Raw genomic sequence first — 25,218 nt, forward strand, 5'->3', positions numbered from 1 at the left:
CGAATCAGAACACCGGGATACCCGTGCTGCGCAATTGCGCCCGCACCTCGTCGAGCCGCTGCGCGGTTGGCGGTGCCACGTCCGCCAACTGGTAGTCGAGGCCAATCCGCTCCCACTTGTCAGCGCCCATGTTGTGGAAAGGGAGCACCTCGACACGTTCCACGTTTGAGCTCCACCTGCCGATGATCTCGGCGATCCTGGCCACGTTGTCCGGGCTGTCGGTGAGACCGGGTACGACGACGAAGCGGACCCACACCTTTTTGCCCCGCGCGTTGAGACGATCGCCGAAGTCAATCGTGGGCTGCAGCTGGCGGGCGGTCACGCGCTCGTACAGTGCGGGGTCCCCGGACTTTATGTCGAGGAGGAACAGGTCGACGTTCTCCAGATCGCCGTCGGTCAGGCGCGATCCGAGGAAGCCGGACGTGTCGACTGTGGTGTGGACGCCGGCTGCGTGGACGTCGCGAAGCAAACGCCGCACGAACGCGATCTGGAAGAGTGGCTCGCCCCCAGAGAGCGTCAACCCGCCGCCCGACGCCTTGAACACGGGCCTGTAGCGGAGGATTTTGCGGGCCACGTCCTCAATGCGCTCGAGGGTGCCCTCCTTCATCTCCATTGTGTCCGGGTTGTGGCAGTACACACACCGCAAAGGGCACCCCGACATGAACAGTGTCATGCGCGTGCCCGGGCCGTCGACGGCGGTGACGAGCTCCCATGAATGGATGAGCGCGATGTCACCTGTGCGGCGGGCGTCGAGAAGCTCGGGCCGGGTGATTTCGAGGCCATCCGTCGAAAGTCCGCCGAGACCCGCCGCGATGCCACGCACGCGCTCGCCCTGTTCGGGCGTCAGCGAAACGACACCCGTTGTACCGTCGTGGGCCATTTACGCTCCCTGGTGGAAGGTGCGGGAAATGACGTCGCGCTGCTGCTCCTTGGTCAGCTTCACAAAGTTGACGGCGTAGCCCGAGACACGGACGGTGAGGTTGGGATAATTTTCCGGGTGCTCCATTGCGTCCTCTAGGGTGTCCTCGTCGAGGACGTTGATGTTGGCGTGGAACAGGCCGGTTTCCATGTTGTGCTCCGCGCGGTTCGCCTTCATGGCGGCGAGGCGCTCGTCGAAAGTCTGTGCAGGCATTGGATGCTCCTTAGTAGGTGGTGGTCTCGTCCATGACGAAACCGGCGTCGAGCACGCCGACGAGGTTGCCGACCTGCTCGTCCTTGGTGCGGCCGAGGCCGGACGGGGTGATGGTGTTGGTCAGTGAAATGCCGTCGAGCGCGTCGTTGTAGTCGAGTTTGCCCACCGACAGCATCGAAGCCACCATGCCGTGGGTGTCGCGGCCGTTCTCCGGATTAGCACCCGGGGCGAACGGGGTGCCCGCTTCGTGCCCGGAGGGGAAGGACCCGGTTGCCTTGCCGTAGACCACGTTGGAGGTGATGGTCAGCACCGACTGCGTCGGAATCGCGTCGCGGTACATCGGGATGGCCTTTATCTTCTGCATCACCGTGTGGACCACGGTGGCAGCGATGTCGTCGACGCGGTCATCGTCGTTGCCGTAGAAGGGGAAGTCACCCTCGGTAACGTAATCCACTACGAGGCCCGTCTCATCGCGCACGGGGGTGACCGTGGCGTACTTGATGGCGGACAGAGAGTCCGCGACGATGGACAGCCCGGCAATACCGCAGCCCATGGTGCGCACAATGTCGGAATCGTGGAGGGCCATCTCCACAGCTTCGTATGCGTACTTGTCGTGGCAGTAATGAATGATGTTGAGGGCCTCGACGTAGGTGCCAATCACCCAGTCGAGCATGAGCTCGTATTTCTCCCACACCTCGTCGAAGTCCAGCGGGCCGTCGCCTTCGACGGGGCTGTGCCCGGTGGTGATCTGCTTGCCGGTAACCTCGTCGCGGCCACCGTTGATGGCGTAAAGCAGCGACTTCGCCGCGTTGACGCGGGCGCCGAAGAACTGCATCTGCTTGCCCACCTTCATCGGGGAGACGCAGCAGGCGATGGCGGCGTCGTCCCCCCACTTGCCGCGGATCTGCTCGTCGGACTCATACTGTACGGACGAGGTCTCGATGGAAATGGCGGCGCAGAACTCCTTGTATCCGTCCGGCAGCGACGGGTCCCAGAAGATGGTGATGTTCGGCTCCGGAGCGGGGCCGAGGTTGCGCAGGGTCTGCAGGAGCCGGAAAGACGTTTTGGTCACCTGGTGGCGGCCGTCCGCCGAAAACCCTGCGTCACTCCAGGTGGCCCAGTACGGGTCGCCGGAGAAAATCTGGTCGTAGTCCTCGGTGCGCAAGAAGCGGACAATGCGCAGCTTGATCACCAGCGCGTCAACGATCTCCTGGGCGTCCCGCTCGTTCAGCGTGCCCTTGGCGAGGTCGCGCTCGAAGTAAATGTCGAAGAAGGGGGAGAGACGGCCGATCGACATCGCGGCACCGTCCTGGCTCTTGACCGATCCAAGGTATCCGAAATAGGTCCACTGGACGGCTTCGCGCGCGTTCGCGGCGGGCCCGGAGATGTCGAAACCGTAGCTGGCGGCCATCTTCTTGAGCTTTTTCAGCGCCTTGATCTGCTCGGAGTGCTCCTCGCGGTAGCGCGCCCAGTGCTCGGAGAACCCATGTTCCAGGGTCGCGTCCTTCGCGCGTTCCTTATCGGCAATGAGTCTGTCCACGCCGTATAAAGCGACGCGGCGGTAGTCACCGATGATGCGGCCGCGACCGTACGCGTCAGGCAGACCAGTGATGATATGGGAGGAGCGGGCCGCGCGGATCCGCGGGGTGTAGATGTCGAATACGGCGTCGTTATGGGTCTTGCGGTAGGCGGTGAAGACCTTCTTGACCGCCTCCTCCGGTTGCTTGCCGGCCTCGCGGATCGCCTGCTCGACCATGCGCCACCCCCCGTTGGGCATCATGGCGCGCTTGGTGGGCACGTCCGTCTGGAGACCAACGATCACGTCGTCGTCCCCAGAGATGTATCCGGCCGGGAACGCGTCGACGTCGGCGGGGGTGTGGGTGTCCACGTCGAAAACGCGGCGCTCCCGTTCGACGGACAGGTAGGTGGAGTCGAGCTCGTTCCAGAGTCGGAGGGTCTTCTCGGTGGGGCCCTCGAGGAACGAGGCATCCCCGTCGTAGGGGGAGTAGTTGCGCTGTATGAAGTCCCGGACGTCGATCCCATCGACCCACGGGCCGGTGCGGAACCCGTCCCATGCGTCTTTGGTGTCTGCGGGTGGCTGAGTCTGGGTGGTCACAACCTCCATTAAACGTCCGACCTGCGGGAAGCGCAACAGCCCAGCCCCTCATTGAGGAACCGGGCCTGTGGGTCAGCGGGAGACTAGTTCTCGCCGTTGGTGTCGCGGACCTCCGGCAGCGACGCTGCATCGTCCGTAGTGCGCTCGCCCAACTTGAGCAGCGCGGTACGACCGTGCATCTGGGCCAGGGTAGTGGCCAGGTTGTAGCGCTTCGGGGTCAGCGCGTTGAGCGTCCAGGACAGCAGGGCGACGAACTGGTTGCGGGCGCCCACCAGGAAGGACAGGTGGACGGCAAGCCACATGAGCCAACCGATGAAGCCCGTGACCTCGACCTTGCCCATTTTCACAACGGCGTTGTAGCGGGAGACAATCGCCATCGAGCCCTTGTCAAAGTACTCGAAATCGTCGCGCGCCTCGGGAGCGACGTCGTGCTCGACCTGCTCCTTGATGATCTTGGCGACGTACTCGCCGGTCTGAATGGCGACCTGCGCCACACCCGGAAGGCGGTCTCGGCTCATCATGTCTCCGATGATGAAGACGTTGGACTTGTCGCCGACAGTCAGGTCGGAGTTGACCGGGACCTTGCCGTTGCGCTCGGCCTCGACACCGACCTGGTCGGCGATGAGCTTGCCCAGCGGGGACGCCTGGACGCCGGCGGACCAGATCTTGGTGGAGGAAGCGATGGTGACTTCCTCCTCGGTCTTGGTGTCCTTGTACGTGACAGAGTTCTCATCGACGTTGACCACCATGGCGTTGAGGACGACGGTGACGCCCTTCTTTTCCAGCTCTCGCTGCGCCTTCTTGCCGAGGCGCTTGCCGAAGGGCGGGAGCACCTGGGGCATGCCGTCGATAAGCACGATCTTGGCCTGGGAAGGAACGAAGTTGGAGTACTCGTCCTTGAAGGAACGGTGCGCCATCTCGGCGATCTGGCCCGCGAGCTCGACACCCGTCGGGCCGGCACCCACGATGACGAAGGTGAGCAGGCGGTCGCGCTCCTCGGCGGTTTCGGCGACCTCGGCGCGCTCGAACGCGGTAACAATGCGGGCGCGGATCTCAAGCGCGTTGTCCAGGGTCTTCAGACCCGGGGCGAACTCGGCGAAGTGGTCGTTGCCGAAGTAGGACTGGCCTGCACCGGCGGCGACAATGAGGGAGTCGTAGGCGTAGGTGCGCGTGAACTCGCCCTCGAAGGAGGTCACCGTCTGGGCGTCAACGTCAATACCGGTGACATCGCCGCGGACGACGTTGACGTTGTCCTTGCCGGAGAGGATCTGGCGCACGGAGGTCGCGATCTCACCGGTGGAGAGGATGCCGGTAGCCACCTGGTACAGAAGCGGAGCGAACAGGTGGTGGTTCGTGCGGTTGATGATGGTGACGTCGACGTCCGCGTCACCGAGCTCATGGGCTGCGAAAATACCGCCGAAGCCAGCGCCGATGATGACGACGTGGTGGCGGTTACCTGCCGGGCGGAAAGCCGTATCGGCCATGGATGTACCTTCCTTGCTGGACGAGTTTGATCTATCTCGGCATAGTCTACGCGTTCGCTGGGCATCGGTTGTGCGCAGGCCCGTCGCGCCTCCCACAGCGGTGGTGCGCAAGGCAATAGTGTAGTCGGGGTGTCGCCCGCCCCTGACGTTCCCGAGCACCTGTTGATAGTCGACGCCCAGGCCTGGCCCGGAGTGGCCGCCGTGCCGGGTGGTGCACTCATGAGGGCGAAAGCTCGGTTTGCGGAGGCCAAGTTTGCCGCGGCTTGCGCAAAGGCGGGACTCGAGCTTGATCCTGGCGTGGGGGCGCATATTGTCGTCGAACACGACGCGGTGTTTCGCCGCGTGGCCGACAGTGGCTGGGTGGGTCTCGCCGAGGGCTACATGGCAGGTGAGTGGGCGTCACCGAGCAGTTCGATGCTTGTCGACGCGCTGGTAGCGCTGCTGCGGGTTGACTACCGGCCGAGGACGCCGGGCATCGCGGCGGGGCAGCTGGACCCCGCGGGTGAGATCCCGCCCGACCTTGTCCAGCATTTCTCCGGCGACGGAATGAGCGGGTTCGCGGGCCATTTCGCCACCGGCGTGCCCACGACTGAGCGTGTCCGAGTGAAATTCTACGCGCCGCGCTCGGGGCAGGCGGGCGCATCGTATTTTGTGGACCGCACCGAGTTCACCGCGCCATTGGACGCTGAACGGGGGGACCTGGGTGATGTCCAGCAGCGCTCAGTGGAGATGCTTCTTGACGCCGCGTTGGCCGGGCGGGGAACGCACCTGCTGGAGTATCCGTCGTCAGGTGGCGCTGTGGGACTCGCGGCCGCGAAGCGCGGGGCCACCGTTGACGCGTGGGTAGCGGACGAGCGGGCAGAGGCAGCGTTGCGCGACCGGTTGGTGTACGCGGGTGTGGGCGGTGCCGTGCACGTCGAGATGGTCGGCCAGTCGTGGCTGGTCATGCCCAAGCGGCGTGGTCACTACGACTGCGTGGTGGGAGTCGAGCGGTTGGAGACGCTGAGCGCGGCGCGCAAGGCCGATTACCTCGCCGCAATGGGGCGCTTAGTCGAACCGGGGGGACGGGTCGTAATGCAGACGATCTTGCGCACGCCGGCGTTCACGCCGGCCGCGTCGGCAGCACTGGAATCCCTGCGCGCGTACATCTGGCCGGGCTTAAGCTTTGCGACGCCCGAGGGGCTGGCGCGGACGGTCGACCGGCGCACGAGTCTGCGGATCGTGTCGGAGACGCGCGCGCCCGAGCACCTGGAGGCTTCGTTGCGCCTGCAGCGCGAAATGTTCGACGGGCGTTTTCGCGAGGCGGCCGCCGACGGTTTTGACCTCGTGTACCGGCGATTGTGGCAGTGGCAGTTCGCGCTGAAGGAGGCGCTCGCGCGGCTCGGCATGATTGATCTTGCTCAGGTGACGATGGTGCCGCGCGACAGGCGGGGGCGCCGATAGAGCAAGAGGGCGGACGCCCAGAAATTACTTGACATAATGTACATTATCGGACAAGGGGGAGGTTCGAGATAAAGCCGGAAGTTCCGTCACTTTTACGTAACGTGACGTAATCAGCGAACTTTCTCCAGGTTGAGCTTGATATTGATCTCGCCCTCGTCCGCGATCTTCGCCGCGACGAGCTCCGGCGTCTCCACACCGAAGTCCGAGCGACTGATCGGAATGTCTCCGGCGACTACCAAGTGGTCTCCGGAGCGTACCGCTTCAAACTCGTGAGTCACGGAGTTCGTCTCGCCTCTGATTGTCAGATCCCCCGTGAGCTCGACGGTGCCCACGGAGCCGTCCTCCGGCAGTTGGCTGACATCGGCGGGCTCGGTGAGGCTGAACGTTGCCTTCGGGTACTCATCGGTGTTCAGGATTGACCGACGGACGTTCACGTCGCGACGGTCGTTGTCCGTTGTCACCGTTGCCATGTCGACGGTGATCTCTCCCGCGGCTACCGTTCCCGCTTCGACTACCACCTCGCCGTCGACGGCCCGCGTTGAGCCGGAGGTAACTTTCTTTTCGGCGGGCAGGATCTCGAAGAACGTGAAGCCTGCGGACGTCTGGTTCGGCCCGAGCTTATCTGAGACAACCCAGGTGCCGTCGACATCCGTTGTCGCCGCTCGGGCGTTATCGGTGCTGATTCCCTCGGTCTTCACCCCGTGGTCGCCGAACAGCAGCGCGTAGATGACCGGGACGATCGCCAGCGCGGCCAGGGCGACGATGAATATAAATGCGAAGATGAGAAGGGGTTTCGGGATCTGACGCTGCCTATTCACCGTTCCTACCTTAGCCTTTCGATGCGTTTGGCCATACTCACCAGCTCCGCACACAGTTGCGAAATCTCTTCGTGTCCAGCACCCTCAGCGTGCGCAGTAGCGATATCCTCGGCCGCGCACCGCAGCTCGAATAGATGATCTCGCAGTTCATCGGCCCTTTCTGGGCGCATAATCACCGCGTCATCGGGAATACGCGTACCCGCCACCCCATGCCGTTGCTCGTAGGCGCGTTGTTTACAAGATGCCCCGCAGAACTTCCTTCGGCGGCCTCTCCCCTCTTGGGGAGGCAGCTCGCGCCCGCACCACTGGCACGCCTGGTGACTCTCTCCCCGCGGTTCGGTCATGGCAGTAGCGTAATACAGGGGATGGCGCGGAACTTAACTGCGCTGCCGGTCGTTATAATGGGGCGACTATCAACTGAGGGAAGGGATTCAAAGCATGGCTGATCGCGTTTTGCGCGGAAGTCGAATGGGTGCTGTCAGTTACGAGACTGACCGTGACCACGACCTGGCCCCGCGCCGCATGGCAAAGTACCGGACCCCGAACGGCGAGGTTTTCGACGTCCCCTTCGCCGACGAGGCTGAGATCCCCGAAGAGTGGATGTGCAAGAACGGCCAGATCGGCACCCTCATGGAGGGCGAGGGCGTCGAGGCAAAACCGGTCAAACCGCCGCGCACCCACTGGGACATGCTGCGCGAGCGCCGTTCCATCGAGGAACTTGATCTTTTGCTCGAAGAGCGGCTCGACCAGCTGCGCAAGCGTCGCCGCACCGCGGCACGCTTGGCCAAGGAGCAGGAGCAGCAGCAGGCCAAGGCTGATTCCTAGGTAAGAAGAAAGCCCGGGTGCCTGGACTATGATCCAGACCCCGGGCTTTGTTATGGGAGGCTAGGCTCTCGAGCGCTTGATTTCGTGGTCAGCCAGTTTGAGCCCCTCGCGGAACATCTCGACTAGGGTGTCAGCGGCACGGGAGGCTTTCGCGGGCAGCTTGTTCACGCCCGCATGGTTGAACTCGTAACGCGCCAGTTTCGAGCCCTCGCCGATCATGTTCACGATCAGCTCGGGAGAGCTCTCGAGATCGCGCTTCCATCGCGGCAGGCGTGAGCGGTCAAGCTCGTAACGCGCGAAGCGCCAGAGCTCTTTGGCTCCTTCTCGCAGCAGCTCGGACTTCTCCACCACAGCCCACTTGGTAACTTCACTGAGCGACTCGGCAGCGAAGCTCGCATCAAGCTTGGACTCACCGAGCGTGCGGTCGGTGAAAGTGACGGGGACCTCCCGGACGTCGAATCCCGCCTTTAACGCCCGGTGGGCGATGTCCGCCTGGAAGATGTAGCCCTTGTCCGATAGCGCGTCCAGGTCGATACCTTCGAGGACCTCCCGGCGGAAGGCGCGGTAGCCGGCGGTCATGTCGGCCACTTCGTCGCCAAGCGCGAGCGAAATGTATTTGTTGCCCGCCTTGGAGAGAAGGTAGCGGTCGCGCGGCCAGTCGGTGACCTCGCCTCCCTCGACGTAGCGGGAGCCGATGACCAGGTCCGCGCCGTTGTCGATCTCCGCGAGCAGCAGCTGGAGTTCCTCCGGAGCGTGGGACCCGTCGGCGTCCATCTGGCAAATGACGCTGTAATCGCGAGCAAGGGCCCAGTCGAAACCGGCGCGGTAGGCGGCAAGCAGGCCTTCCTTGCCTTCGCGGTGCACGACGTTGATCTCCTCGTGTACCGCGGCGAGCTCGTCCGCCTTAGCTCCCGTGCCGTCGGGAGAGTTGTCGTCGACGACGAGAATATCCACCTGGTCGGTGGCAGCTAAGATGCGGTCGACGATCAGCGGAAGATTCTCCACCTCGTTGTACGTCGGCATGATCACCACGGTGGTATTCGCCACGGCTAAAACTCCTTGGGTAGATGTGCGTGCTTGAAACTCTTCCCCGAATCATACCCGCGCCTGGAGGCCGCCAACGCAGCGAGCATGAGAAATAACCCGGCGGCCACCCCGAGCCACTCGAGGTACCGGCCGTACGCCACGGCTGGGGTGACGGAGTTTTTGAGAGGCAACGTCTCGGTGAGGTGCGCGGGCTCGAAGATCCCCGTGTGCTGGGAAACAGTGCCGTCGGGGTGGACGATTCCAGACACGCCCGATGTGGCCGCGACGACAACCGCTCGGTCGGTTTCGATCGCGCGCATCCGGCTCATCGCAAGCTGCTGGTATGTCATGTCCGTGAACCCGAACGTTGCGTTGTTTGTGGGCGTGGTCAGAATCGCCGCGCCGTTGCGGACGGCCGAGCGGTAGGCTTCGTCGACCGCTACCTCGTAGCACGTGGCGATGCCGACGCGGATTCCCGCCATCGTAACCACGCCGTTACCGCTACCCGGTTTGAAGTTTCCGGCCATGTCGACGTACTCGGAAAAATTGCGGAAGAAGTCGCGCATTGGCATGTATTCACCGAACGGCTGGAGGTACTTCTTGTGGTGGTAGTCCCCCGCCCCGCTATCCGGGTCGAAGACTTGCATGGTGTTGCGCTGGCCCACCTCGTCGCGGGTGAGGGTACCGACGAGCACGGGGGCGTCGATACGCGTGACCGCCACCTTGATTAACGCGGCCGCCTCCGGGTCCGTGAACGGGTTGACGTCGGAAGAGTTCTCAGGCCAAATGACGATATCGGGCTCGGCACCGGATTCGGCTAGCTCGATGGTCTGGTTGACATGGTTCGCCAGCACCGCGCGCCGTTGCGCATTGAAGTCGAGGCCCATCCGCGGCACGTTGCCTTGCACCGCGGACACGGTTGACTCCCCGGTGACTGAGCGATCGCTATCCACCCCGATCTGAGCGATCAGGCCCAGTACCACCGGCAGCGCGGCGGTAAAGATTCCGGCTCGTAGGTTGGCGCGCGCGTACACGATCACCGCGGCGACGCCGCATCCCGTTAGCACGGTGGCCAGGGTTACCAGCGCCGGCCCACCCCAGGCGGCGAGGTTGGCCAGCGGACCGTTGATCTGCCCCCACGCAAGGCGCACCCAGGGGAAACCCCCGAACGGGAAGGATGAGCGCGCCCATTCGACGGCGAGGTAGATGAACGGGAAGGCGAAAAACCCCCAGCGGCGGCGCGCCGCGAGGGCACCAAAGATGCCGGTCGCGATGGCGTAGAGGGCGCAGACGAGCGAAAGCGCTACGTAGGGCAGGGTGCCGACAAATTCACCGATCCAGGGAAGGAGGTAGAGGTAGCAGAACAGGGCATGTGTGAAACCGAGCAGCGCACCGAACCCGCCGGAGGGCCCGGGCCGCTCGCCACGGGGCGGGCCGGTGAAACGGTTCCACGACGCGGGCCAAGGCGAGAGCGCAGAGTGAAACAGCGCGATACCGAGGATTCCCATCACCCACATTCCGTGGGGTTCGTAGGACAGGTAGACCGCCGCACCGGAAGCCGCGGAGAGGGCGAAACGGAGAAAAGCCCTCACTGCGCTGTGTCCTCCGGGCCGTCGCTGCGGGGTCTATCGCCGCGCTTCGGGTCGGCGCTGTCCATGCGGAAGAGCTTCTCTAACTCGTCCGCGTCGATGTAGCTCGGGTTCTCCGCCTGCGGCGAGGTGGAGCCCGCAGGGCGGGTGAACGTGCCATAGGTGGTGTGGAACTGCGACATGGGCGACGCTGAGTATGCACGTACGCCGAAGTCCTCCACCGCCCGGCGTGCCCTGGCGGTGAGTCCGCGTCGCAGAATCGCCCGGGTGGGACCGAACACCATCAAAAGGCCGATGAGCGACGAAGCAAACCCCGGAATGATGGTCAAAACCCACCCGGTGACCAGGATGGCGGAGTCACCCGCCAGGGTGCCCAAGCTCGAGCGGCCTTCCGCCGCCTTGCGTAGGGAGTTGCGCAGGGCCACGTTCGCCGCAATGCCGCCCAGCACCATGAGCGCGAACACGGCCACGAACGCCCACCCGATACCGATCAGTTTGGCGACACCGAGAAAGGCGAGGACCTCGACGAGAAAGTAAGCGAAGAAGAGCAGGCGCATGGGGCCAGACTACCCGCCCAGCTGGCGCATCAGCCATTGCGCGTCGCGGGGCGCGTGGAGGAAGTATGGCATGAAGTGGTTCAGTCCCATCCGGCCCGGAATCCTCGGCAGCCGGTGGTTGAGCAACTCGATTCCCCACCGCTGCGCTAAGCGTTGCGACCCCGCGTAGGGAATAACATCGTCGTGGCGCGAGGCCCAGAATCGGATCGGGATGGAGGCGGGAGCCCTGTGGCCGAGTCCCATCCGGTCAAGCGCCTCACCCGATGCCGGGAATCGGTCGAGGACTTCGCCAAGCGGAAGCCCTGTGGTGGTCCAGTTCTCGGTGCGGGCGTAGCGGTACTTCAGAACCGCGCCAGGGCCGCACACCGTCGCATCGAACGCGATGGCGGCCAGGCCTTCGTCGGTGAGCACGGGCGAGAGCTCGGCGAAGACCTCGGGGTCGGAGGCCATGAGCCCTGCCACCGAGTAGAGGACCACGGCGGCGGGCATGGCACCGTCGATGTGCTTGAGTACCTCCGCGAGGTCGGCGGGCGGCGAACCGACCACCGCGGCGAGCGGTTGCAGTTCGGGGGCGTACTCGGGCTGTTCCAGCCACGCGCCGACGGCACCCGCGCCCTGGGAGAAACCCCACAGGCCAAGGTTGTCGCTTTCAACACCGAGGCTTGACGACGCCCGCACCGCGTCCGCCAGTGCCCTCGCACCAGAAGCGTGATCGCAGTAGAACTGGACGTTGCTTTCGGGGTCACGCGGGTAGTCGGTGAGCACGACGTTGCAGCCGAGGGCGATGAGGTAGTTGATCACCGGCTGCTCGTGGGCGGCGATGGCGTCGAACGGCTTGGTGCGCAGCTCGAGACCCACGGAACAGGAATAGGACGGGTCACAGTGCGGCGCCACGCCCTGGGTTGACGGGGCGAACGCGATCGTGGGCCGCGGTGTGTTGCCCGCCCACGGCACCCGCGAGCGAAACACCGCGCCCGTGGCGGTGAGGATGCGGCGCTGCGCGTCGGAGGTGGCGTAATCGATCCGCCACGCCTCGGCGGGGTTGAGTCGTGTTCCCAAACCCACGGCGTCGACAGGGGTCGCGTTGACCAGCGACCCCGGTGTCACACCGGTGAGCCACGTGGCGTGGCCGAACTCCGGTTCCGTGCGGGGCCTGATGTTGACGGCGTCGACGACAAACGGCGCGAGCGCGCGGACTAGCTCGGGGATCATGGCTAACCTACCTTGGCATATGGCGCCACACGGGGCGCGGGACGAGTTTCATCACCGCAGCGAGCACGGCCAACTGCCGCGGGATCCACACCGTGGCGCTTCTGCCCCTGCCCGCCGCCGCGACGACCGCGTCGGCCACCTCCGCGGGCCGTACTGACATCGGCGCCGGTGTCATGCCCTCGGTCATGGAGCCGATGACGAAACCGGGTCGGGCGGTAATCAGGTTCAGCTCGGTGCCGTGCAGACGGTCGGCCAGACCCTGGCAGAACGCGTCCAGGCCGGCCTTGGTGGAACCGTAGACGTAGTTGGCGCGCCGCGCCCGCCACCCGGCGATGGAGGAGAACGCGAAGATCTCCCCTGCCTCCATGGTGTCCGCGAGCACGGTCAGCGCGTTGACCTGCGCGAGGTAGTCGACCGTGGCGATGCGCGCCGCCTCACGCTCGTCGGACTCGGCGCGCTCTTGGTCGCCGAGGACCCCGAACGCGACGATGGCTGTGGTCACCGGCCCCGCAGCTTCAAAAAGCGGCCGGTGGGACTCGAGGTCCGCAGCCTCAAACTGCTCGAAGCGCACCGTCGCGGCTCCCGCGTCGAGAAGCCGCTTTGCGACGCCCTCCGCACGCTCTCGGTCCCTCCCGGCGAGCACGACGTTCCTTCCTCGGCACATCCGCATCGCCACTTCGCCACCGATGTCACTGGTCGCCCCGAGCAGGAGCAGGGTCCCGTTTCGCGCGTTACTGTTCATAACTGAACAGCTTATTGCAGATCCCGCGGCTGGTTGTTCAACCTCTCGCAGCCATCCCCGGTAACAACCACGATGTCTTCGACCCGCATCCCCCACTTCCCCGGCACGTAAATGCCGGGTTCGACCGAGAATGCCATGCCCTTATTTATCACCTGGTCGCTGCCGCCGATAATGTAGGGCGCCTCGTGGGTGTCAAGCCCGATGCCGTGGCCCGTGCGGTGGGAGAAATAGTTGCCGTAGCCGGCACGCTCAATAAGCTCGCGCGCGGCGGCGTCGATCTCCCCCGCCGTCACGCCCGGTCGCACCGAGGCGACGGCAGACGCCTGCGCCGCGACAAGCGTCTCGTAGGCGCGGAGGAATTCCGGGTCGCGTACCCCCTTGACTTGGTAGGTACGGGTGCAGTCGGAACGGTAGCCGGAAACGAGTGTGCCCCCGATGTCGACGACCACCGGGTCGCCCGGCTCCAGAACGCGGCTGGAGTAATCGTGGTGCGGGTTCGCCCCGTTGGGCCCGGAGCCGACGATGACGAAGTCGACCGCGGCGTGGTCCTGCAGGATGAGGCGGCGGAGATCTGCGGCGACATCGGCCTCGGTGCGGCCGGGCTTGAGCAGCTCGGGCACGCGGGCATGGACGCGGTCGATGGCCTCCCCCGCTTGCCTCAGCGCGGCGATCTCCGCGTCGTCTTTGACCATGAAAAGCTGGGCAAGCACGTCCTGGGCGAGAACGGTCTCGCGGAAGTGAGTCTGCAGCCGAAGAACGTGATCGGCGGTCAGCGCTGTGCCGAGCGCGACCGTGCCTTCACCAGTAAATTTCGCACAGAGGCGGTACGGGTTGTCACCGTCGCGCCACGTCACCACGTAGTGATCGTCCAACCCCGCCGCGTCGGTGGCCGGGACGACCAGAACCGGCTCGCCTTCAGCCGGGACGACCAGGGCTGTGAGCCGCTCGTGCGAACTCAGCGTCAGCCCGGTGAGGTAGCGCAGCTGCGAGCCAGAGCCGACAACGAGACCGGCAAGACCAGCCTCGCCAACGAGTTGCTGTGCACGGTTAACGCGGCGCGAGTAAGCGGGAGAGGTCACCGCCCCACGCTACACTCGGCAGGCGTGCGCCCGACACTTTTAGCAAGACTCTCCCACCCCGGCGGCTACTGCTCCGGGGTGCTGCTCAACCCGACGACGGTGCTCACCTGCGCCCATTTCTTCCGCGGTGTGGACGTGCTCGTCAACATCCACGTTGCAGGCACGAGGCGGCGCGCCAAGCATGTCGAGGTCGTTGCTGGCACGGACGTCGCGCTTGTCGACATCGCCCGGGTCACGCTCCCCGAGGACACGGTCTTCCCCACCGTCGGCGAGGCACCCGCGCGGTTCGGCCAGACCGTGACATTCGGCTACGGCGGCAAGCTGCGCCACGCCGCCGCGCGCGACGGCCGCTACCTCAACGCGCTGCCGTTCGCGGTGTCGCGCAACTTCAAAACGCTGGTGCAGCCCGCCGGGGTAATCTTCAACAACACACCCGCGGTCAAGGGAGATTCCGGCGGCCCCGTGCTGGCGGGTGGAAAAATCTTCGCCGTCCAGTCGCTCATTCTCGACCCCTTCGGCGTCAACCTGAGGTTGGCCACAGTCTCGCTTATCGACGGGCGCGTGCGCGACGCCGTCGATAAGCTAAACTAGCTTCCGATGGCCACGACGCCGCGGCGGATCGCGTCGATTGCCTTGTTCGCCGAATGCCTGACGTCGGCGTTGTACCCAGTCTTGGCGACCTGCTCGAGCAGGTCGATGACCTGGCGGCACCAGCGTACGAAGTCGCCCGGGGTCAGCTCCGCGCCCGACTCGGCGGCCGCGGCGAGGCAGTAGCCCAGCGGCGCGCCCGCCGTCCACTGGTGGACCGACAGGCTGAAACCGGGATCCGGCATGCGGGTCACCGGCAGTTGGTGGCGCTGCTCGTCGGAGACCAGCTCGTTGTAGATGCGCATGGTGGAGTTCATCGCGTCCGCCATGTTCTCCGTCGCGGCCTCGGCAGCTCCCATCGTGGCCTTGCGGTTCTCGAACACGCACATCGACGCCACACCGGCCAGCTCGGCAGGATCCAGTTCGTCCCACACCCCCCGCTTGAGACACTGCGCGACCAAAAGGTCGGAGACGTTGTGGATGGTGGCGAGGCGCTCACCTTCCTCGGTCACTTCTGGCTCGCCCTCGACAAGCTCGACGTAGTCCATCTCGGTGAGCAGGCCGATAATGCGCGCGAAGGTGCGGCCCAGCGAATCGGTCGAGGTATCGACGGTGCGCTGCAGCTTCGCTAGCTTGCGCTCCTCGCGCACGACCTCTTCGCCGACGCGGGCGAGCATCTCGCGGTCGGTCGCGGGCCAGCCGTGGACCGGATGTTCACGGATTGCCTCGCGCAGGGCGGTGACGCGTTTCGACGGCCGCACCCGCGCCTGATCCTTCAGCTTGCGTGGCGCGTTGAAACTCCCCCGCTGGATTAAACCGACGACCTTGCGCGCGTGGCGGCGGGGCTGCTCGGCCATGTGGCGCGGAATCTTGACCCGGCCGACGACGACTGGGGGGTTGCGGAGTGCGGAGGCGTCGATACGCCCGGACCAGCCGCGCTCGGTGGTGACCCACGGGCGCGGGTCGTCGTGCTTGCCGGCGGCCTGTACCACGGCAGCGAGCTCGGGCTTCTTCTTGCTGGGCAGTGCGATGACTTCCCCGATCTGCAGGCGCGCCAGAATCTTCACCGTCTCGGTGTGGCGGTCCGTCAGCGCGCTGGCACGAGACTCCTTCTCGGCCTCTGTGAGGTTGCGGCGCAGCTGCAGGTAGTCAACCAGGTCGGCGGCCGGGTCGTCCGAGGGCGGGGCGAACGACGAGATGTCGCGTTCGAGCTGGGCGCGCAACGAGCTCACCCTCGAGCGCAGCCGCTCGATGTCGCGCACCTCCCCGACCACGGAGCGGTCGGTCTGGAACTGGGCGAAGGACTGTTCCACGAGCCGGATGGAGTCATCGAAACCGTTCATCTTGAGCATGTTGATGGCCATGTTGTAGCCCGGCATGAACGGCGAGATCAGCGGGTACGTGCGGGTAGAGGCCAACCCGGCGACCTCGCGCGGGTCCATCGCCGGGGCCCACTGCACCACGGCGTTGCCGATGTGGTCGATGCCGCGGCGGCCCGCACGTCCCGTGAGCTGCGTGTACTGCCCGGGGGTGAGGTCGACGTGCGCCTCGCCGTTAAACTTGACCATTTTCTCTAGGACGACGGTGCGCGCGGGCATGTTGATGCCCAGGGCGAGGGTCTCTGTGGCGAAGACGACGCGAACCAGACCTTGGACGAAGAGCTCCTCCACGATGTGCTTGAACGCGGGCAGCATCCCGGCGTGGTGGGCCGCGAATCCGCGCAGCCACGCGGTGCGGACCTGGCGGTAGTTGAGAACCTGGAGGTCCTCATCGGGAATGCCCTCGACGCCGGCGTCCACGATCTCCGCGATGCGCTCCCGCTCCTCGGGCGTTGTCAGCTCCTTGCGTGAGCGCAGGCATTGGAACAACGCGCCGTCGCACCCCGCGCGCGAGAAAATGAACACGATCGCCGGCAGCATGTCTCGACCCTGCAGAGCTGAGACGACTTCCGGCCGGCCGACGGGCTTGGTCTTGTCGGCGGGGCGGTCCCGGCCGGAGCGGCGGCCGTCGCTACGCGCCCGGAAGCCCCTGCCCTGTTCGTAGTCGCTGCGGCCCTCGTCGGCGCGGCCGGACTCGATGCGCTCGATGGCGTGCTCCAGGTCGCGGTTGACGCGGCCGTCGGTGCCCGGTTCGAAAAGCGGAAAGACCTTGCGCCCGACCATCATGTACTGGCTCAGCGGCACGGGGCGGTGTTCGGAGACGATGATGGCGGTGTCTCCGCGCACCGTGCCCAGCCACTCGCCGAACTCCTCCGAGTTAGACACCGTGGCGGATAAGCCGATCAAACTGACGGAGTCGGCGAGGTTGAGGATGACCTCTTCCCAGACCGCACCGCGGTCACGGTCGGCTAGGTAGTGAATTTCGTCCATCACCACGTGGGAGAGCCGGTCGAGCTGCGGCGACTCGGCATAGATCATGTTGCGCAGTACCTCGGTGGTCATCACCACGACCTCTGCGGAGCCGTTGATGCTCACGTCGCCCGTGAGCAGGCCGACAGCGTCCTCACCGTGCTCGGCGACGAGGTCGTTGTACTTCTGGTTGCTCAATGCCTTGATGGGCGTCGTGTAAAAACACTTAGTTCCGCGCGAAAGCGCCAGCGAAACGGCGAACTCCCCCACGACTGTCTTGCCCGAACCCGTTGGCGCGCAAACGAGCACCCCGCGGTCCCGCTCCACCGCCCGGCACGCCTCGATCTGGAAGTCGTCGAGCTCGAATCCCTTCGAGGCCCGGAACTCGTCGAAATGGGTCGGCGGGGTAGGCATTGGCATGCCCCCTAGAGTACGTCCTTGAAGTGGTCTTCCGGGGGAAGGTCCGGCGACGGCGACACGCTCGACGGTGCTGACGCGGACACGGCCTCCGGTGCGCTAATGGGCGTCGCCGCGCTGATGGGGCCGGACGCGGACTCGTCGTCAAGATCCATCCACTCCGGGCGCTGCTCCGCACGTCGCCTGTCGTTAATGCGGCAGAATTGGAATGCGAGCTCGACCAGCACGGTCATTGCCGCGGCGAGTGCGATCATGGAGTACGGATCTTGGCCCGGGGTCATGAACGCGGCGAAGATGAACAGGCCGAGAATGATCATGCGGCGCTTCCCCCTGACGTGCTCGTAACGCAGAATGCCAGCCAGGTTGAGCATGGCGATGATCAGAGGCAGTTCGAAGCTCACACCGAAGATGACGATGAGCGACAGCAGGAAGTTGTAGTACTCGCGGCCCGCCAGCGCCGCGACCTGGAACTCCGACCCGATCGACATCAGAATGTACAACCCTTTGTCCAGTACGAAGTACGCCAGCAGCGCCCCGAGCACGAACAGGGTCACCGCGAGGGTGACAAAGAAAAAGGTGTAGCGCTTCTCATTGCGGTGCAGTCCCGGAGTAATGAACGACCAGATCTGGGTCAGCCACACCGGGGAGGACAGGACCATGCCAGCAAGCGCGCCCACCTTCAGGCGCAGCATAAACATTTCGAACGGGTTCGTCGCCAAGAGGCGGCACTCGCCGTCGCCGGTAAAGTCAGCGCGCAGATCGGAAGGCAGGTTGCAGTAAGGCCCACGGATAATTTCGCCGAGCGGCGCCATTCCAAACGGGGCGTTTTGGTACCAGATGAACCCGATGACGGTGCCGACCACGAACGCCGCGAGCGAAATGATGACGCGCCGACGGAGTTCCTTGAGGTGCTCCACCAGCGGCATGCTGCCGTCGGGGTTCTTCGCCCGCCTCTTCGCCGGACGCTTGATGCGGGTCACGACGCTAGCCACGCCAGGTTAGTTCTGCGGGCGGGGCTGGTTCTCCGGCTTGTCCCAAAAGCCGTCGGCAGTCTGTGCGGCGCTCTGCGTCTCCTGGGAAGCCTGGGTCAGTTCGCCCTGCGCGGGGCCGGGTTTGCCGTCGTTGCGCATCTCGTTGACCTCGCTCTTGAAGATGCGTGCGGAGCGTCCCATGGAACGAGCCAGGTCTGGCAGTTTGTTCGCGCCGAAGAGGAGCAAGACAATGACCAGGATAATGAGGATTTCCGTCCAACCGAGGTTAGGCATGGGGTTCCTTTCGCGAGAAGAGCTGTCGCCTCACCGGGCGCCGTGCCGGTTCAGCTTAACGCATCTAGCGCGGTTTGAGCGCGCGCAACTACGTCGCGTGCGAGTTCCACCGGTTCCACGAGCTCGACCCTGTCCGCCTGGCTGAGACAGAAGCGCACCAACCAGTCGTCGGAGCCGTACGGCATGGCTGCGGGCACCCACTCCCCTGTGCCGGCCTCGAGGTCGAGCTCGATCTCCCAATAGTCCGCCAGCCACGTCGCCTCCCGGCGAATGAGTAGTTCGGCGCGGTGCCGGTTCGCGAACCCGAAGGGGTCGGTCGGGTCGAACGTTCCGGAGTTAAACGGGGCGTCGGAGGGGGCGTCGATAAGCTGCGCGTTCTTTATGCGGTCGAGCCGGAAGCTTTTCGGCTCGTCTAACCCATCCTCGTAGGCGCGAAGGTACGAGTGACCATTCTGGTGAAATACCGCGACGGGCGAGACCGTGCGGGCGGTGATCGCGCCGGAAGATGCGGAATAATACGTGATTGAAAGCCTGCGGGAGCGGGCGATGGCGTCGGTGAGGACGCGGACATCGCTTGTCGACGCCCCTGTAACCGGTTCCGTGTCATCCACGCTGTGACCTTTCACCGCTGCGCGCAACTTCACCGCAGCCGAGGTCACCGCCGCTTGGTCCACCAGCCCCGGCATGGTCTCGAGTGATTCGAGGGTGAGCAGGAGCGCATTGGCTTCAGTGGGAGTCAGGCGCAGGGGCTTGTTCAGGCCCTGGTCGTCGATGACCGTGATGCCGGTCCAGCTGGCCACGAGGTCGATAAGCTCACCTGGCCCGCTGCCAACTCCTGACATGCTGAGCCGCGTCAAATCGCGCATCACCTCCTCGTGCGGGTAGCCCAGGTCGCGCGATATCTCCATTGGTGTGGCCCCCGGGTGCCGGTGCAAGTACGGGATGAGGTTGAGCGAGCGCACGACGCCCACGAGCTTGGCCGGGCTATCTTTCATTGCCCGCCTCCTGGGTCTTGGTCAGTAGAGCGACGACATCGCCTCTGACGTCGGCGGGTTCAATCCCGCGCACGTGCGGGGCGGCGCTGGCTACTGTGCGCACGAGCCAGTCCCGCTCAACACCCGTGAACTCGAGCGCGTCGCCGGCGCGCGTACCCCTGGACTCGAGCTCGAACGACGCTTCAGGCGCGACGCGAACTCGGGCGTCAGTGACTGGGCCGCGCAAGATGTCTTCCACCACCTCGCTTAAGGGCCGCGTAGCCTCGTGGAACTCCCGCGAGGCGGTTGTGCGGATGTTGCTGACACGCATCGCACGAAACGCGCGCTCGGCTCCGCGCTCGACGTCCCAGCCCACGACGTAGGCTCGGTTGTTAAGAGCCACGATCCCCCACGGGTCCATTTCGCGCCGTTGCGTGTCCGCGGCAGGGGCGGGCTCGTAGTCGAAGACCATGCGCTTTCGCCCCCGCACACATGCCGTCACGTTCTTCACCGTCTCGGCGTCGAGGCGCATCACGTCGTTGTCCACGCTGGCCAGCACCGGGCTGTCGAAGGAGCGGGTCGCGCCCGACGCGGCGAGTTTCGTCCAGCCGGAGCGTGCGAACGCTCCGAGGCTGCGTTCGCGCCCGAGATCCCCCGCCAGACCGAGGACAGTGGCCTCCTCGTCGGTGAATTCGATGGGAGGCAGGACGTAGGCGTCTTTATCAACCCACACCAAGCCGTTCTCCATCCGCGCGGGCACGCCAGCGCGCCGGATGGTTTGCACGTCCCGGCTGAGTTGGCGGTGGAAAGCGGACTTTTCCCGGCCCTTGTACTCAGAGACGCGGGTCTGCACCCAGTCGTAGTCGCGGGGCCGGTCGGTGCCCAGGAGGGCAAATGTGAGGTTTGTTAGGCGCTCGATAACCGGACCGTCGTTCGCCATACCTGTTCCACCTTCTCCCGAACCGTTTGCTTTCTACACAATACGTGCCTTCAGGCGTCTACGCTGGGCTATTCAGCATGTACTCAATGAGCTCGTCTGCGGCTTTGTCCTCTGTGGCGAAGGGGTCGAGCAGCTCGACGGTGCGCGGCTCTGGGTGGTTGACTTTCAAGTGGACCCAGTCGACGTTTGTGGCGGCGCCGGTGTCGCGAGCCGCCGCGAGGAAGCGCCCCCGCAGTTTCGCCCGTGTCGTCTGCGGGGCCTCAGCCACCGCCGCCTCAATCGCCTCGTCCGTGGTCCACCTCTGGGCGAGCCCCCTGTTCTGCAGGTGGTAAAACAATCCGCGCTCGCGCCGGATGTCGTGGTAGGCGAGGTCGATGTGGGCGAGCTTCGGGTGGCTCCAATCGCAACCGAGCTTCACCCGGAATTGCTCGAGGAGTTTGCGTTTGATCACCCAGTCGATCTCCCTGTCCACCCGAGAGAAGTCCTGCGTCTCAATCGCCTCGGCGACACGGCCCCACAGGTCCACCACGCGTGCCATTTCGGCGTTGGGCGTGCCCTCATCCGGGCGCTGCTCCAGCCAGCGCCGCGCCGCGCCGAGGAGCCCGGCCTGCACCTCAAGCGCCGTCACCGTGCCACCGTCCTTGAGCCGCAGCACCGTCTGGCCCGTCGGGTTGGCGGAAATGTCGCGGATGTGCTCGATGGGGTTGTCGAGTTCGAAGCGGGGCATCTCGAATCCGGCCTCGAGCATCTCGATGACCAGCAGCGTCGAGCCAATTTTGAGGGCGAAGGTGGGCTCGGCCATGTTGGAGTCACCGACGATGACGTGCATGCGGCGGAACCGGTGCGAATCCCCGTGCGGCTCGTCGCGGGTGTTGATGATCGGCCGGGTGCGCGTGGTCGCGCTGGACACACCCTCCCACACTTGGTCGGCGCGCTGGGAGATGAGGAAGCGGTTCTTCTTGATCAACCCCGCGCCGCAGATCAGCTGCCGGGTGATCATGTGCGGCATGAGCTGCAGCGAGAACGGCTTGAGCGAGAGCTCGCGGCTGATCAGGTAGTTCTCGTGCGCCCCGTAGGAGTTGCCGCGCGAGTCAACGTTGTTTTTGAACAGGTACAGCTCACCGCCAATGCGGTCGTTCGCCAGCGCCTCCTCGGCCTGGCGGGACAACCGGTCGAAGATGAGCTCGCCGGCTTTGTCGCAGTTGAGCAACTGCGTGATGGAATCGCACTCGGCGGTAGCGTACTCAGGGTGCGCGCCCACGTCGAGGTAGAGCCTGGAGGCGTTGTCGACGAAGATGTTGGAGCTGCGGTGCTCGGCGACGACGGGCCGGAACAGGTAGCGAGCGACCTCTTCCGGGCTGAGCACGGGCGATCCGTCACGAAACGCCGTAACCCCGAACTCCGTCTCGACACCCATGACCCGGCGCGTGAACACGTGCTATTCGCCGCCTTTTTGCACGTACGAGCGGACGAACTCCTCGGTGTTGGTGTCCAACAGCGCGTCGATCTCGTCGAGGAGGTCGTCCGTGCCGGACGTGTTAATCTGCGCCTGGCCGGACTCGAACTCGGCGGAGTTTTCGTCACCCGCGCCGCTGTTGCCGCCGTGTATTTGCTGTTGTGCCATGGTTAGAGCTTATCTCCCAGCCGGTCGAGCCCGGCGATTAACTCGTCCACGGTCCCCGCCCGCTCGAAGATCTCGCCCACCTCGGTGCGTGTAAAGGCGTCGACATCGTCGATGCGGATCTTCCGTGGCCCCGCGGCGGTATCCAGCAAGACGGCCTGCCAGTTCGACGCCAGCACGCGGTCGCCGAACGCGGTGCCGACCCTGCCGCGGAAGTACGCGCGCGAGTCCCCGGGCGGTGTCGTCGCCGCGCGGGCGACAACCTCCGCGTCGACCAGCGTGCGCATCCGGCCCTTGCGCACCAGCGCGTGATGCAGCGAGCTGGCCGGGTCGATATCCGCGTACTGCAGGTCGATCGCCTTGAGCTTTGGGTCCGCAATGTCCACCCCGCGGTCAAGATACGCCTTGATCAGGGCCCATTTCGCAGTCCAATCGAGGCGGTCGGCGGTGGAAAGCGGGTCGTGCTCCAGGTCGACGAGAAGCTCGCTCCAGTACTCGAGCACGCGCTTGTCGACGTCCCCTTCTCCCGCCACCCGCGAGCGGTACACGCGCTGGAGGGCGATGGCTGTCAACCTGCGGCCGTCGCTAAGCAAAAGCTCGTGCGTGCAGGTCGGGTCGTGCGAAACCGCTTTGATCTCCGCGACCGGGTCCGCGAGCCTCAGGTCCGAGAAGTCCATGCCGGCCTCGATGGCGTCGAGGACTAGCTTCGTCATGCCGAGCTTGAGGAAGTTGGAGTACTGGCTCATGTTCGCGTCCCCGACGATGACGTGGAGGCGGCGGAAACGCTCCTCATCAGCGTGCGGCTCGTCGCGGGTGTTGACGATACCGCGGTTGAGCGTGGTTTCGAGGCTGATCTCCTGCTCGAAGTAGTCGGCGCGCTGGGAGATCTGGAAACCTTCCCGCTGTCCCTCCTGGCCGATGCCGACGCGGCCGGCGCCGGTGATGACCTGTCGGGTGACGAAGAACGGGATGAGAGCCTGCGCGAGCTTTCCGAAGTCAGTGTGGCGCGAGTTCTGGTAATTCTCGTGGCTGCCATAGGAGGCGCCCTTGCCGTCGACGTTGTTCTTGTAGAACTTCAGCGGCGGGCACGGCGCCTTGTCCTTGAGCACGCTCACACCCTGTTCGTACAGGTCGGCGAGGTTCGCCGCGGCCTCACCAAGGATGAGGTCTCCGGCGGCGTCATACACCATTGCGTCCCACGCGTTGGAGACCTCCGGAGAGGAGTACTCGGGGTGTGCGTGATCGACGTAGAAGCGCGCGCCGTTCGAGGTGACCACGTTGGCCACCCCGAGCGCATTCGCGTCTACGACGGGGACCGTGTGGTAGCGGCGCAGGTCGAACCCACGGGAGTCTTTCAGCGGTGCCTCGTCCTCGTAGTCCCACCGCGCGCGGGCACCCGTGTGCGTGGCGGCGTACGCGACCACCGCGTGGGTGGAGGTGACGATGGGGCTTAACGACGGGTCGCCCGGACAGCTAATCCCGTACTCAGTTTCAGTTCCCATGTAGCGCGTCATGCGTCCACGGTACCGCGCACCTTGCTGAGGAACCTCTCATGGATCGTGGTGTCGCCGGTAAGTTCCGGGTGAAAACTCACGGCGAGGGCGCTCGGCGTTTCGACGCCGACAATGCGCTCGCTCGTAACAGCAATAACCTCGGCGTCACCTCCGACGGAGACGACCTCCGGCGCGCGGATGTAGGCGGCCCTGACCGCGCCGTAGCGCGTCACAATCGTCTCCACGGCGCTGTCGACCTGCCGGCCGAATGCGTTGCGACGCACGCGCATATCCACGATGCCGAGCGATTTCTGCCCGGGCGCGGGGTCCTCGATCTCGGTGGCCAGCGTGATCAGGCCGGCGCACGTGCCCAGGACGGGCAGGCCGCCTCTGAGGGCTTCGGTGAGCGGGTCGGCGAGGCCGAAAATGCGCATCAGCCGGTCGATGGTGGAAGATTCTCCCCCGGGGATGACCACTCCGTCAAGATTGTCGAGGTCGTTCGGCTTCCGCGCGAGGATGGCCTGCGCACCGAGGGCCCGGAGCATTTCAGCGTGCTCGCGGACCCCACCTTGGAGCGCGAGCACCCCAATTACCACCCGCGTTCCGCCAGGCGGTGCGGCGCCGCCAGATCCGCGACGTTGATGCCCACCATGGCCTCGCCGAGCCCGCGCGAAGCGTCGGCGACCACCGAGATGTCGTCCCAAGCGGCGGTGGCCTTGACGATCGCGGCGGCGCGCGCCGCGGGGTCACCCGACTTGAAGATTCCCGAGCCGACGAACACGCCGTCTGCGCCGAGCTGCATCATCAGCGCGGCGTCGGCGGGCGTCGCAACGCCTCCCGCGGTGAAGAGCACCACCGGGAGCTCACCGTGCTCGGCGACGCGGGCGACCAGCTCATAGGGTGCCTGGAGCTCCTTCGCCTTGACGTAGAGCTCGTCGCGGTTGGTGTTCCACAGGGCCTGCAGGCCCGCGATCTCCGCCGTGATGGTGCGGATGTGCTTCGTGGCCTCAGAGACGTCGCCGGTGCCGGCCTCGCCTTTGGAGCGGATCATCGCTGCGCCCTCGTTGATGCGGCGCAGCGCCTCGCCGAGGTTCGTCGCACCGCACACGAAGGGGACGGTGAACGGGCGCTTGTCAATGTGGTTGACGTAGTCCGCGGGGCTGAGCACCTCGGACTCATCGATGTAGTCCACGCCGAGGTGCTCGAGGATGCGCGCCTCTACCGTATGGCCAATGCGAGCCTTGGCCATGACGGGGATGTCCACGGCCTCGATGATCGCCTCGATGAGGTCGGGGTCCGACATGCGGGCCACGCCGCCTTGGGCGCGGATATCCGCCGGGACGCGCTCGAGAGCCATGACGGCGACGGCGCCGGCATCCTCGGCGATGCGGGCCTGCTCGGGCGTGACGACGTCCATAATCACGCCTCCCTTGAGCATCTGGGCGAGCCCGGATTTTACGGTGGTTTCAGTTGTTTCAGTAGTTTCAGCCATTTCTCAATCTTGTCGCTCCAACTGGTAAATTCCTAGGTCCACCTATCCGCCACTTTT

At 65.2% G+C, this 25,218-nt stretch carries 25 protein-coding genes; 3 read left to right on the forward strand and 22 right to left on the reverse strand.

Annotated features, from left to right (window positions below):
- Nucleotides 1-4: 4 nt before the first annotated feature.
- The 4 genes from pflA to G7Y29_RS05320 all read right to left on the reverse strand — a co-directional run bounded on the left by pflA (nt 5) and on the right by G7Y29_RS05320 (nt 4,732).
- On the reverse strand, nt 5-880 hold the full coding sequence (gene pflA / locus G7Y29_RS05305; protein WP_165004209.1) for a pyruvate formate-lyase-activating protein: 876 nt from the start codon (nt 878-880) through the stop codon (nt 5-7).
- The gene (grcA2, locus tag G7Y29_RS05310) at nt 881-1,132 is read right to left on the reverse strand and encodes an autonomous glycyl radical cofactor GrcA2 (RefSeq protein WP_165004206.1); all 252 of its coding nucleotides are present in this window, start codon (nt 1,130-1,132) and stop codon (nt 881-883) included.
- 10 nt (nt 1,133-1,142) lie between these two features.
- Nucleotides 1,143-3,257, reverse strand: coding sequence for a pyruvate formate lyase family protein (locus G7Y29_RS05315; RefSeq protein WP_165004203.1), 2,115 nt, complete (start codon nt 3,255-3,257; stop codon nt 1,143-1,145).
- Between the two features lie 74 nt (nt 3,258-3,331).
- The gene (locus G7Y29_RS05320) at nt 3,332-4,732 is read right to left on the reverse strand and encodes an NAD(P)/FAD-dependent oxidoreductase (RefSeq protein WP_165004201.1); all 1,401 of its coding nucleotides are present in this window, start codon (nt 4,730-4,732) and stop codon (nt 3,332-3,334) included.
- 129 nt (nt 4,733-4,861) lie between these two features.
- Here G7Y29_RS05320 and G7Y29_RS05325 point away from each other — a divergent pair, with 129 nt between their 5' ends.
- Nucleotides 4,862-6,175: an SAM-dependent methyltransferase gene (locus G7Y29_RS05325; RefSeq protein WP_249399823.1), complete on the forward strand. Its 1,314-nt coding sequence runs from the start codon at nt 4,862-4,864 to the stop codon at nt 6,173-6,175.
- Between the two features lie 110 nt (nt 6,176-6,285).
- On the opposite strand, the gene G7Y29_RS05330 is transcribed toward G7Y29_RS05325, so the two are convergent.
- A complete protein-coding gene (locus G7Y29_RS05330; protein ID WP_165004198.1) occupies nt 6,286-6,993 on the reverse strand; it encodes a YceI family protein in 708 nt (235 codons plus the stop codon).
- Nucleotides 6,994-6,998: 5 nt separating this feature from the next.
- A complete protein-coding gene (locus G7Y29_RS10835) occupies nt 6,999-7,337 on the reverse strand; it encodes a hypothetical protein (RefSeq protein ID WP_249399824.1) in 339 nt (112 codons plus the stop codon).
- Nucleotides 7,338-7,431: 94 nt separating this feature from the next.
- Between G7Y29_RS10835 and G7Y29_RS05335 the strand changes: the two genes are divergently transcribed.
- A complete protein-coding gene (locus G7Y29_RS05335) occupies nt 7,432-7,818 on the forward strand; it encodes an RNA polymerase-binding protein RbpA (RefSeq protein ID WP_165004195.1) in 387 nt (128 codons plus the stop codon).
- A 60-nt stretch (nt 7,819-7,878) separates the two neighbouring features.
- Here the strand turns inward: G7Y29_RS05335 and G7Y29_RS05340 are convergent, their stop codons facing one another.
- From G7Y29_RS05340 to G7Y29_RS05365, 6 genes are read right to left on the reverse strand one after another with little or no spacing between them, the layout of a single operon-like run.
- Entirely contained in the window at nt 7,879-8,865 is a 987-nt protein-coding gene (locus G7Y29_RS05340; RefSeq protein ID WP_249399825.1) for a polyprenol monophosphomannose synthase, read from the reverse strand.
- 2 nt (nt 8,866-8,867) lie between these two features.
- Nucleotides 8,868-10,436 carry an apolipoprotein N-acyltransferase gene (lnt, locus tag G7Y29_RS05345; RefSeq protein WP_196820188.1) on the reverse strand — a complete coding sequence of 523 codons (1,569 nt, stop codon included), beginning with the start codon at nt 10,434-10,436 and terminating at the stop codon, nt 8,868-8,870.
- Nucleotides 10,433-10,990, reverse strand: coding sequence for an FxsA family protein (locus tag G7Y29_RS05350; protein WP_165004192.1), 558 nt, complete (start codon nt 10,988-10,990; stop codon nt 10,433-10,435). The genes lnt and G7Y29_RS05350 overlap by 4 nt, the downstream gene beginning before the upstream one ends.
- A 9-nt stretch (nt 10,991-10,999) precedes the next feature.
- Nucleotides 11,000-12,202 carry a lipase family protein gene (locus G7Y29_RS05355; protein WP_165004189.1) on the reverse strand — a complete coding sequence of 401 codons (1,203 nt, stop codon included), beginning with the start codon at nt 12,200-12,202 and terminating at the stop codon, nt 11,000-11,002.
- 7 nt (nt 12,203-12,209) lie between these two features.
- Nucleotides 12,210-12,944 (reverse strand): SDR family oxidoreductase, encoded by a 735-nt coding sequence (locus G7Y29_RS05360; RefSeq protein ID WP_165004186.1) that lies wholly within the window; start codon nt 12,942-12,944, stop codon nt 12,210-12,212.
- 11 nt (nt 12,945-12,955) lie between these two features.
- Nucleotides 12,956-14,023 carry a M24 family metallopeptidase gene (locus tag G7Y29_RS05365; RefSeq protein WP_165004183.1) on the reverse strand — a complete coding sequence of 356 codons (1,068 nt, stop codon included), beginning with the start codon at nt 14,021-14,023 and terminating at the stop codon, nt 12,956-12,958.
- Nucleotides 14,024-14,047: 24 nt separating this feature from the next.
- Here G7Y29_RS05365 and G7Y29_RS05370 point away from each other — a divergent pair, with 24 nt between their 5' ends.
- Entirely contained in the window at nt 14,048-14,614 is a 567-nt protein-coding gene (locus G7Y29_RS05370; RefSeq protein WP_165004179.1) for a S1 family peptidase, read from the forward strand.
- On the opposite strand, the gene G7Y29_RS05375 is transcribed toward G7Y29_RS05370, so the two are convergent.
- The 10 genes from G7Y29_RS05375 to pdxS all read right to left on the reverse strand — a co-directional run bounded on the left by G7Y29_RS05375 (nt 14,611) and on the right by pdxS (nt 25,161).
- Complete coding sequence (locus G7Y29_RS05375) at nt 14,611-17,379, reverse strand: DEAD/DEAH box helicase (protein WP_165004176.1); 2,769 nt, start codon at nt 17,377-17,379, stop codon at nt 14,611-14,613. The genes G7Y29_RS05370 and G7Y29_RS05375 overlap by 4 nt on opposite strands.
- A 5-nt stretch (nt 17,380-17,384) precedes the next feature.
- Nucleotides 17,385-18,302, reverse strand: a complete 918-nt coding sequence (tatC, locus tag G7Y29_RS05380) for a twin-arginine translocase subunit TatC (protein WP_165004298.1) — start codon at nt 18,300-18,302, stop codon at nt 17,385-17,387.
- Nucleotides 18,303-18,374: 72 nt separating this feature from the next.
- The gene (gene tatA, locus G7Y29_RS05385) at nt 18,375-18,641 is read right to left on the reverse strand and encodes a Sec-independent protein translocase subunit TatA (protein ID WP_165004174.1); all 267 of its coding nucleotides are present in this window, start codon (nt 18,639-18,641) and stop codon (nt 18,375-18,377) included.
- A gap of 50 nt (nt 18,642-18,691) precedes the next feature.
- The gene (locus G7Y29_RS05390; RefSeq protein ID WP_165004171.1) at nt 18,692-19,636 is read right to left on the reverse strand and encodes a helix-turn-helix transcriptional regulator; all 945 of its coding nucleotides are present in this window, start codon (nt 19,634-19,636) and stop codon (nt 18,692-18,694) included.
- Nucleotides 19,626-20,555, reverse strand: coding sequence for a helix-turn-helix transcriptional regulator (locus G7Y29_RS05395; protein ID WP_165004168.1), 930 nt, complete (start codon nt 20,553-20,555; stop codon nt 19,626-19,628). Before G7Y29_RS05395 ends, G7Y29_RS05390 begins: the two co-directional genes overlap by 11 nt.
- 58 nt (nt 20,556-20,613) lie before the next feature.
- Complete coding sequence (gene pafA / locus G7Y29_RS05400; RefSeq protein WP_165004296.1) at nt 20,614-21,972, reverse strand: Pup--protein ligase; 1,359 nt, start codon at nt 21,970-21,972, stop codon at nt 20,614-20,616.
- 21 nt (nt 21,973-21,993) lie between these two features.
- On the reverse strand, nt 21,994-22,179 hold the full coding sequence (locus G7Y29_RS05405) for a ubiquitin-like protein Pup (RefSeq protein WP_165004165.1): 186 nt from the start codon (nt 22,177-22,179) through the stop codon (nt 21,994-21,996).
- A gap of 2 nt (nt 22,180-22,181) precedes the next feature.
- Nucleotides 22,182-23,690: a depupylase/deamidase Dop gene (dop, locus tag G7Y29_RS05410; protein WP_165004162.1), complete on the reverse strand. Its 1,509-nt coding sequence runs from the start codon at nt 23,688-23,690 to the stop codon at nt 22,182-22,184.
- Nucleotides 23,687-24,259: a pyridoxal 5'-phosphate synthase glutaminase subunit PdxT gene (gene pdxT / locus G7Y29_RS05415; RefSeq protein ID WP_196820202.1), complete on the reverse strand. Its 573-nt coding sequence runs from the start codon at nt 24,257-24,259 to the stop codon at nt 23,687-23,689. The genes dop and pdxT overlap by 4 nt, the downstream gene beginning before the upstream one ends.
- The gene (pdxS, locus tag G7Y29_RS05420; protein ID WP_165004156.1) at nt 24,259-25,161 is read right to left on the reverse strand and encodes a pyridoxal 5'-phosphate synthase lyase subunit PdxS; all 903 of its coding nucleotides are present in this window, start codon (nt 25,159-25,161) and stop codon (nt 24,259-24,261) included. The genes pdxT and pdxS overlap by 1 nt, the downstream gene beginning before the upstream one ends.
- Nucleotides 25,162-25,218 lie beyond the last annotated feature (57 nt).

Origin of the sequence: Corynebacterium qintianiae (genome assembly GCF_011038645.2) — a bacterium.
Lineage (GTDB): Bacteria > Actinomycetota > Actinomycetes > Mycobacteriales > Mycobacteriaceae > Corynebacterium > Corynebacterium qintianiae.

Bases quoted from the DNA above. Each gene is read 5' to 3' on its own strand.
- pdxS (WP_165004156.1), bottom strand. From the start codon at position 25,161: ATGGCTGAAACTACTGAAACAACTGAAACCACCGTAAAATCCGGGCTC.
- grcA2 (WP_165004206.1), bottom strand. From the start codon at position 1,132: ATGCCTGCACAGACTTTCGACGAGCGCCTCGCCGCCATGAAGGCGAAC.
- G7Y29_RS10835 (WP_249399824.1), bottom strand. From the start codon at position 7,337: ATGACCGAACCGCGGGGAGAGAGTCACCAGGCGTGCCAGTGGTGCGGG.
- tatA (WP_165004174.1), bottom strand. From the start codon at position 18,641: ATGCCTAACCTCGGTTGGACGGAAATCCTCATTATCCTGGTCATTGTC.
- G7Y29_RS05360 (WP_165004186.1), bottom strand. From the start codon at position 12,944: ATGAACAGTAACGCGCGAAACGGGACCCTGCTCCTGCTCGGGGCGACC.
- G7Y29_RS05315 (WP_165004203.1), bottom strand. From the start codon at position 3,257: ATGGAGGTTGTGACCACCCAGACTCAGCCACCCGCAGACACCAAAGAC.
- G7Y29_RS05320 (WP_165004201.1), bottom strand. From the start codon at position 4,732: ATGGCCGATACGGCTTTCCGCCCGGCAGGTAACCGCCACCACGTCGTC.
- G7Y29_RS05405 (WP_165004165.1), bottom strand. From the start codon at position 22,179: ATGGCACAACAGCAAATACACGGCGGCAACAGCGGCGCGGGTGACGAA.
- pflA (WP_165004209.1), bottom strand. From the start codon at position 880: ATGGCCCACGACGGTACAACGGGTGTCGTTTCGCTGACGCCCGAACAG.
- G7Y29_RS05395 (WP_165004168.1), bottom strand. From the start codon at position 20,555: ATGGCGAACGACGGTCCGGTTATCGAGCGCCTAACAAACCTCACATTT.
- dop (WP_165004162.1), bottom strand. From the start codon at position 23,690: ATGACGCGCTACATGGGAACTGAAACTGAGTACGGGATTAGCTGTCCG.
- G7Y29_RS05375 (WP_165004176.1), bottom strand. From the start codon at position 17,379: ATGCCAATGCCTACCCCGCCGACCCATTTCGACGAGTTCCGGGCCTCG.
- pafA (WP_165004296.1), bottom strand. From the start codon at position 21,972: ATGGGTGTCGAGACGGAGTTCGGGGTTACGGCGTTTCGTGACGGATCG.
- G7Y29_RS05390 (WP_165004171.1), bottom strand. From the start codon at position 19,636: ATGAAAGATAGCCCGGCCAAGCTCGTGGGCGTCGTGCGCTCGCTCAAC.
- G7Y29_RS05335 (WP_165004195.1), top strand. From the start codon at position 7,432: ATGGCTGATCGCGTTTTGCGCGGAAGTCGAATGGGTGCTGTCAGTTAC.
- G7Y29_RS05350 (WP_165004192.1), bottom strand. From the start codon at position 10,990: ATGCGCCTGCTCTTCTTCGCTTACTTTCTCGTCGAGGTCCTCGCCTTT.
- tatC (WP_165004298.1), bottom strand. From the start codon at position 18,302: ATGCCGCTGGTGGAGCACCTCAAGGAACTCCGTCGGCGCGTCATCATT.
- G7Y29_RS05355 (WP_165004189.1), bottom strand. From the start codon at position 12,202: ATGATCCCCGAGCTAGTCCGCGCGCTCGCGCCGTTTGTCGTCGACGCC.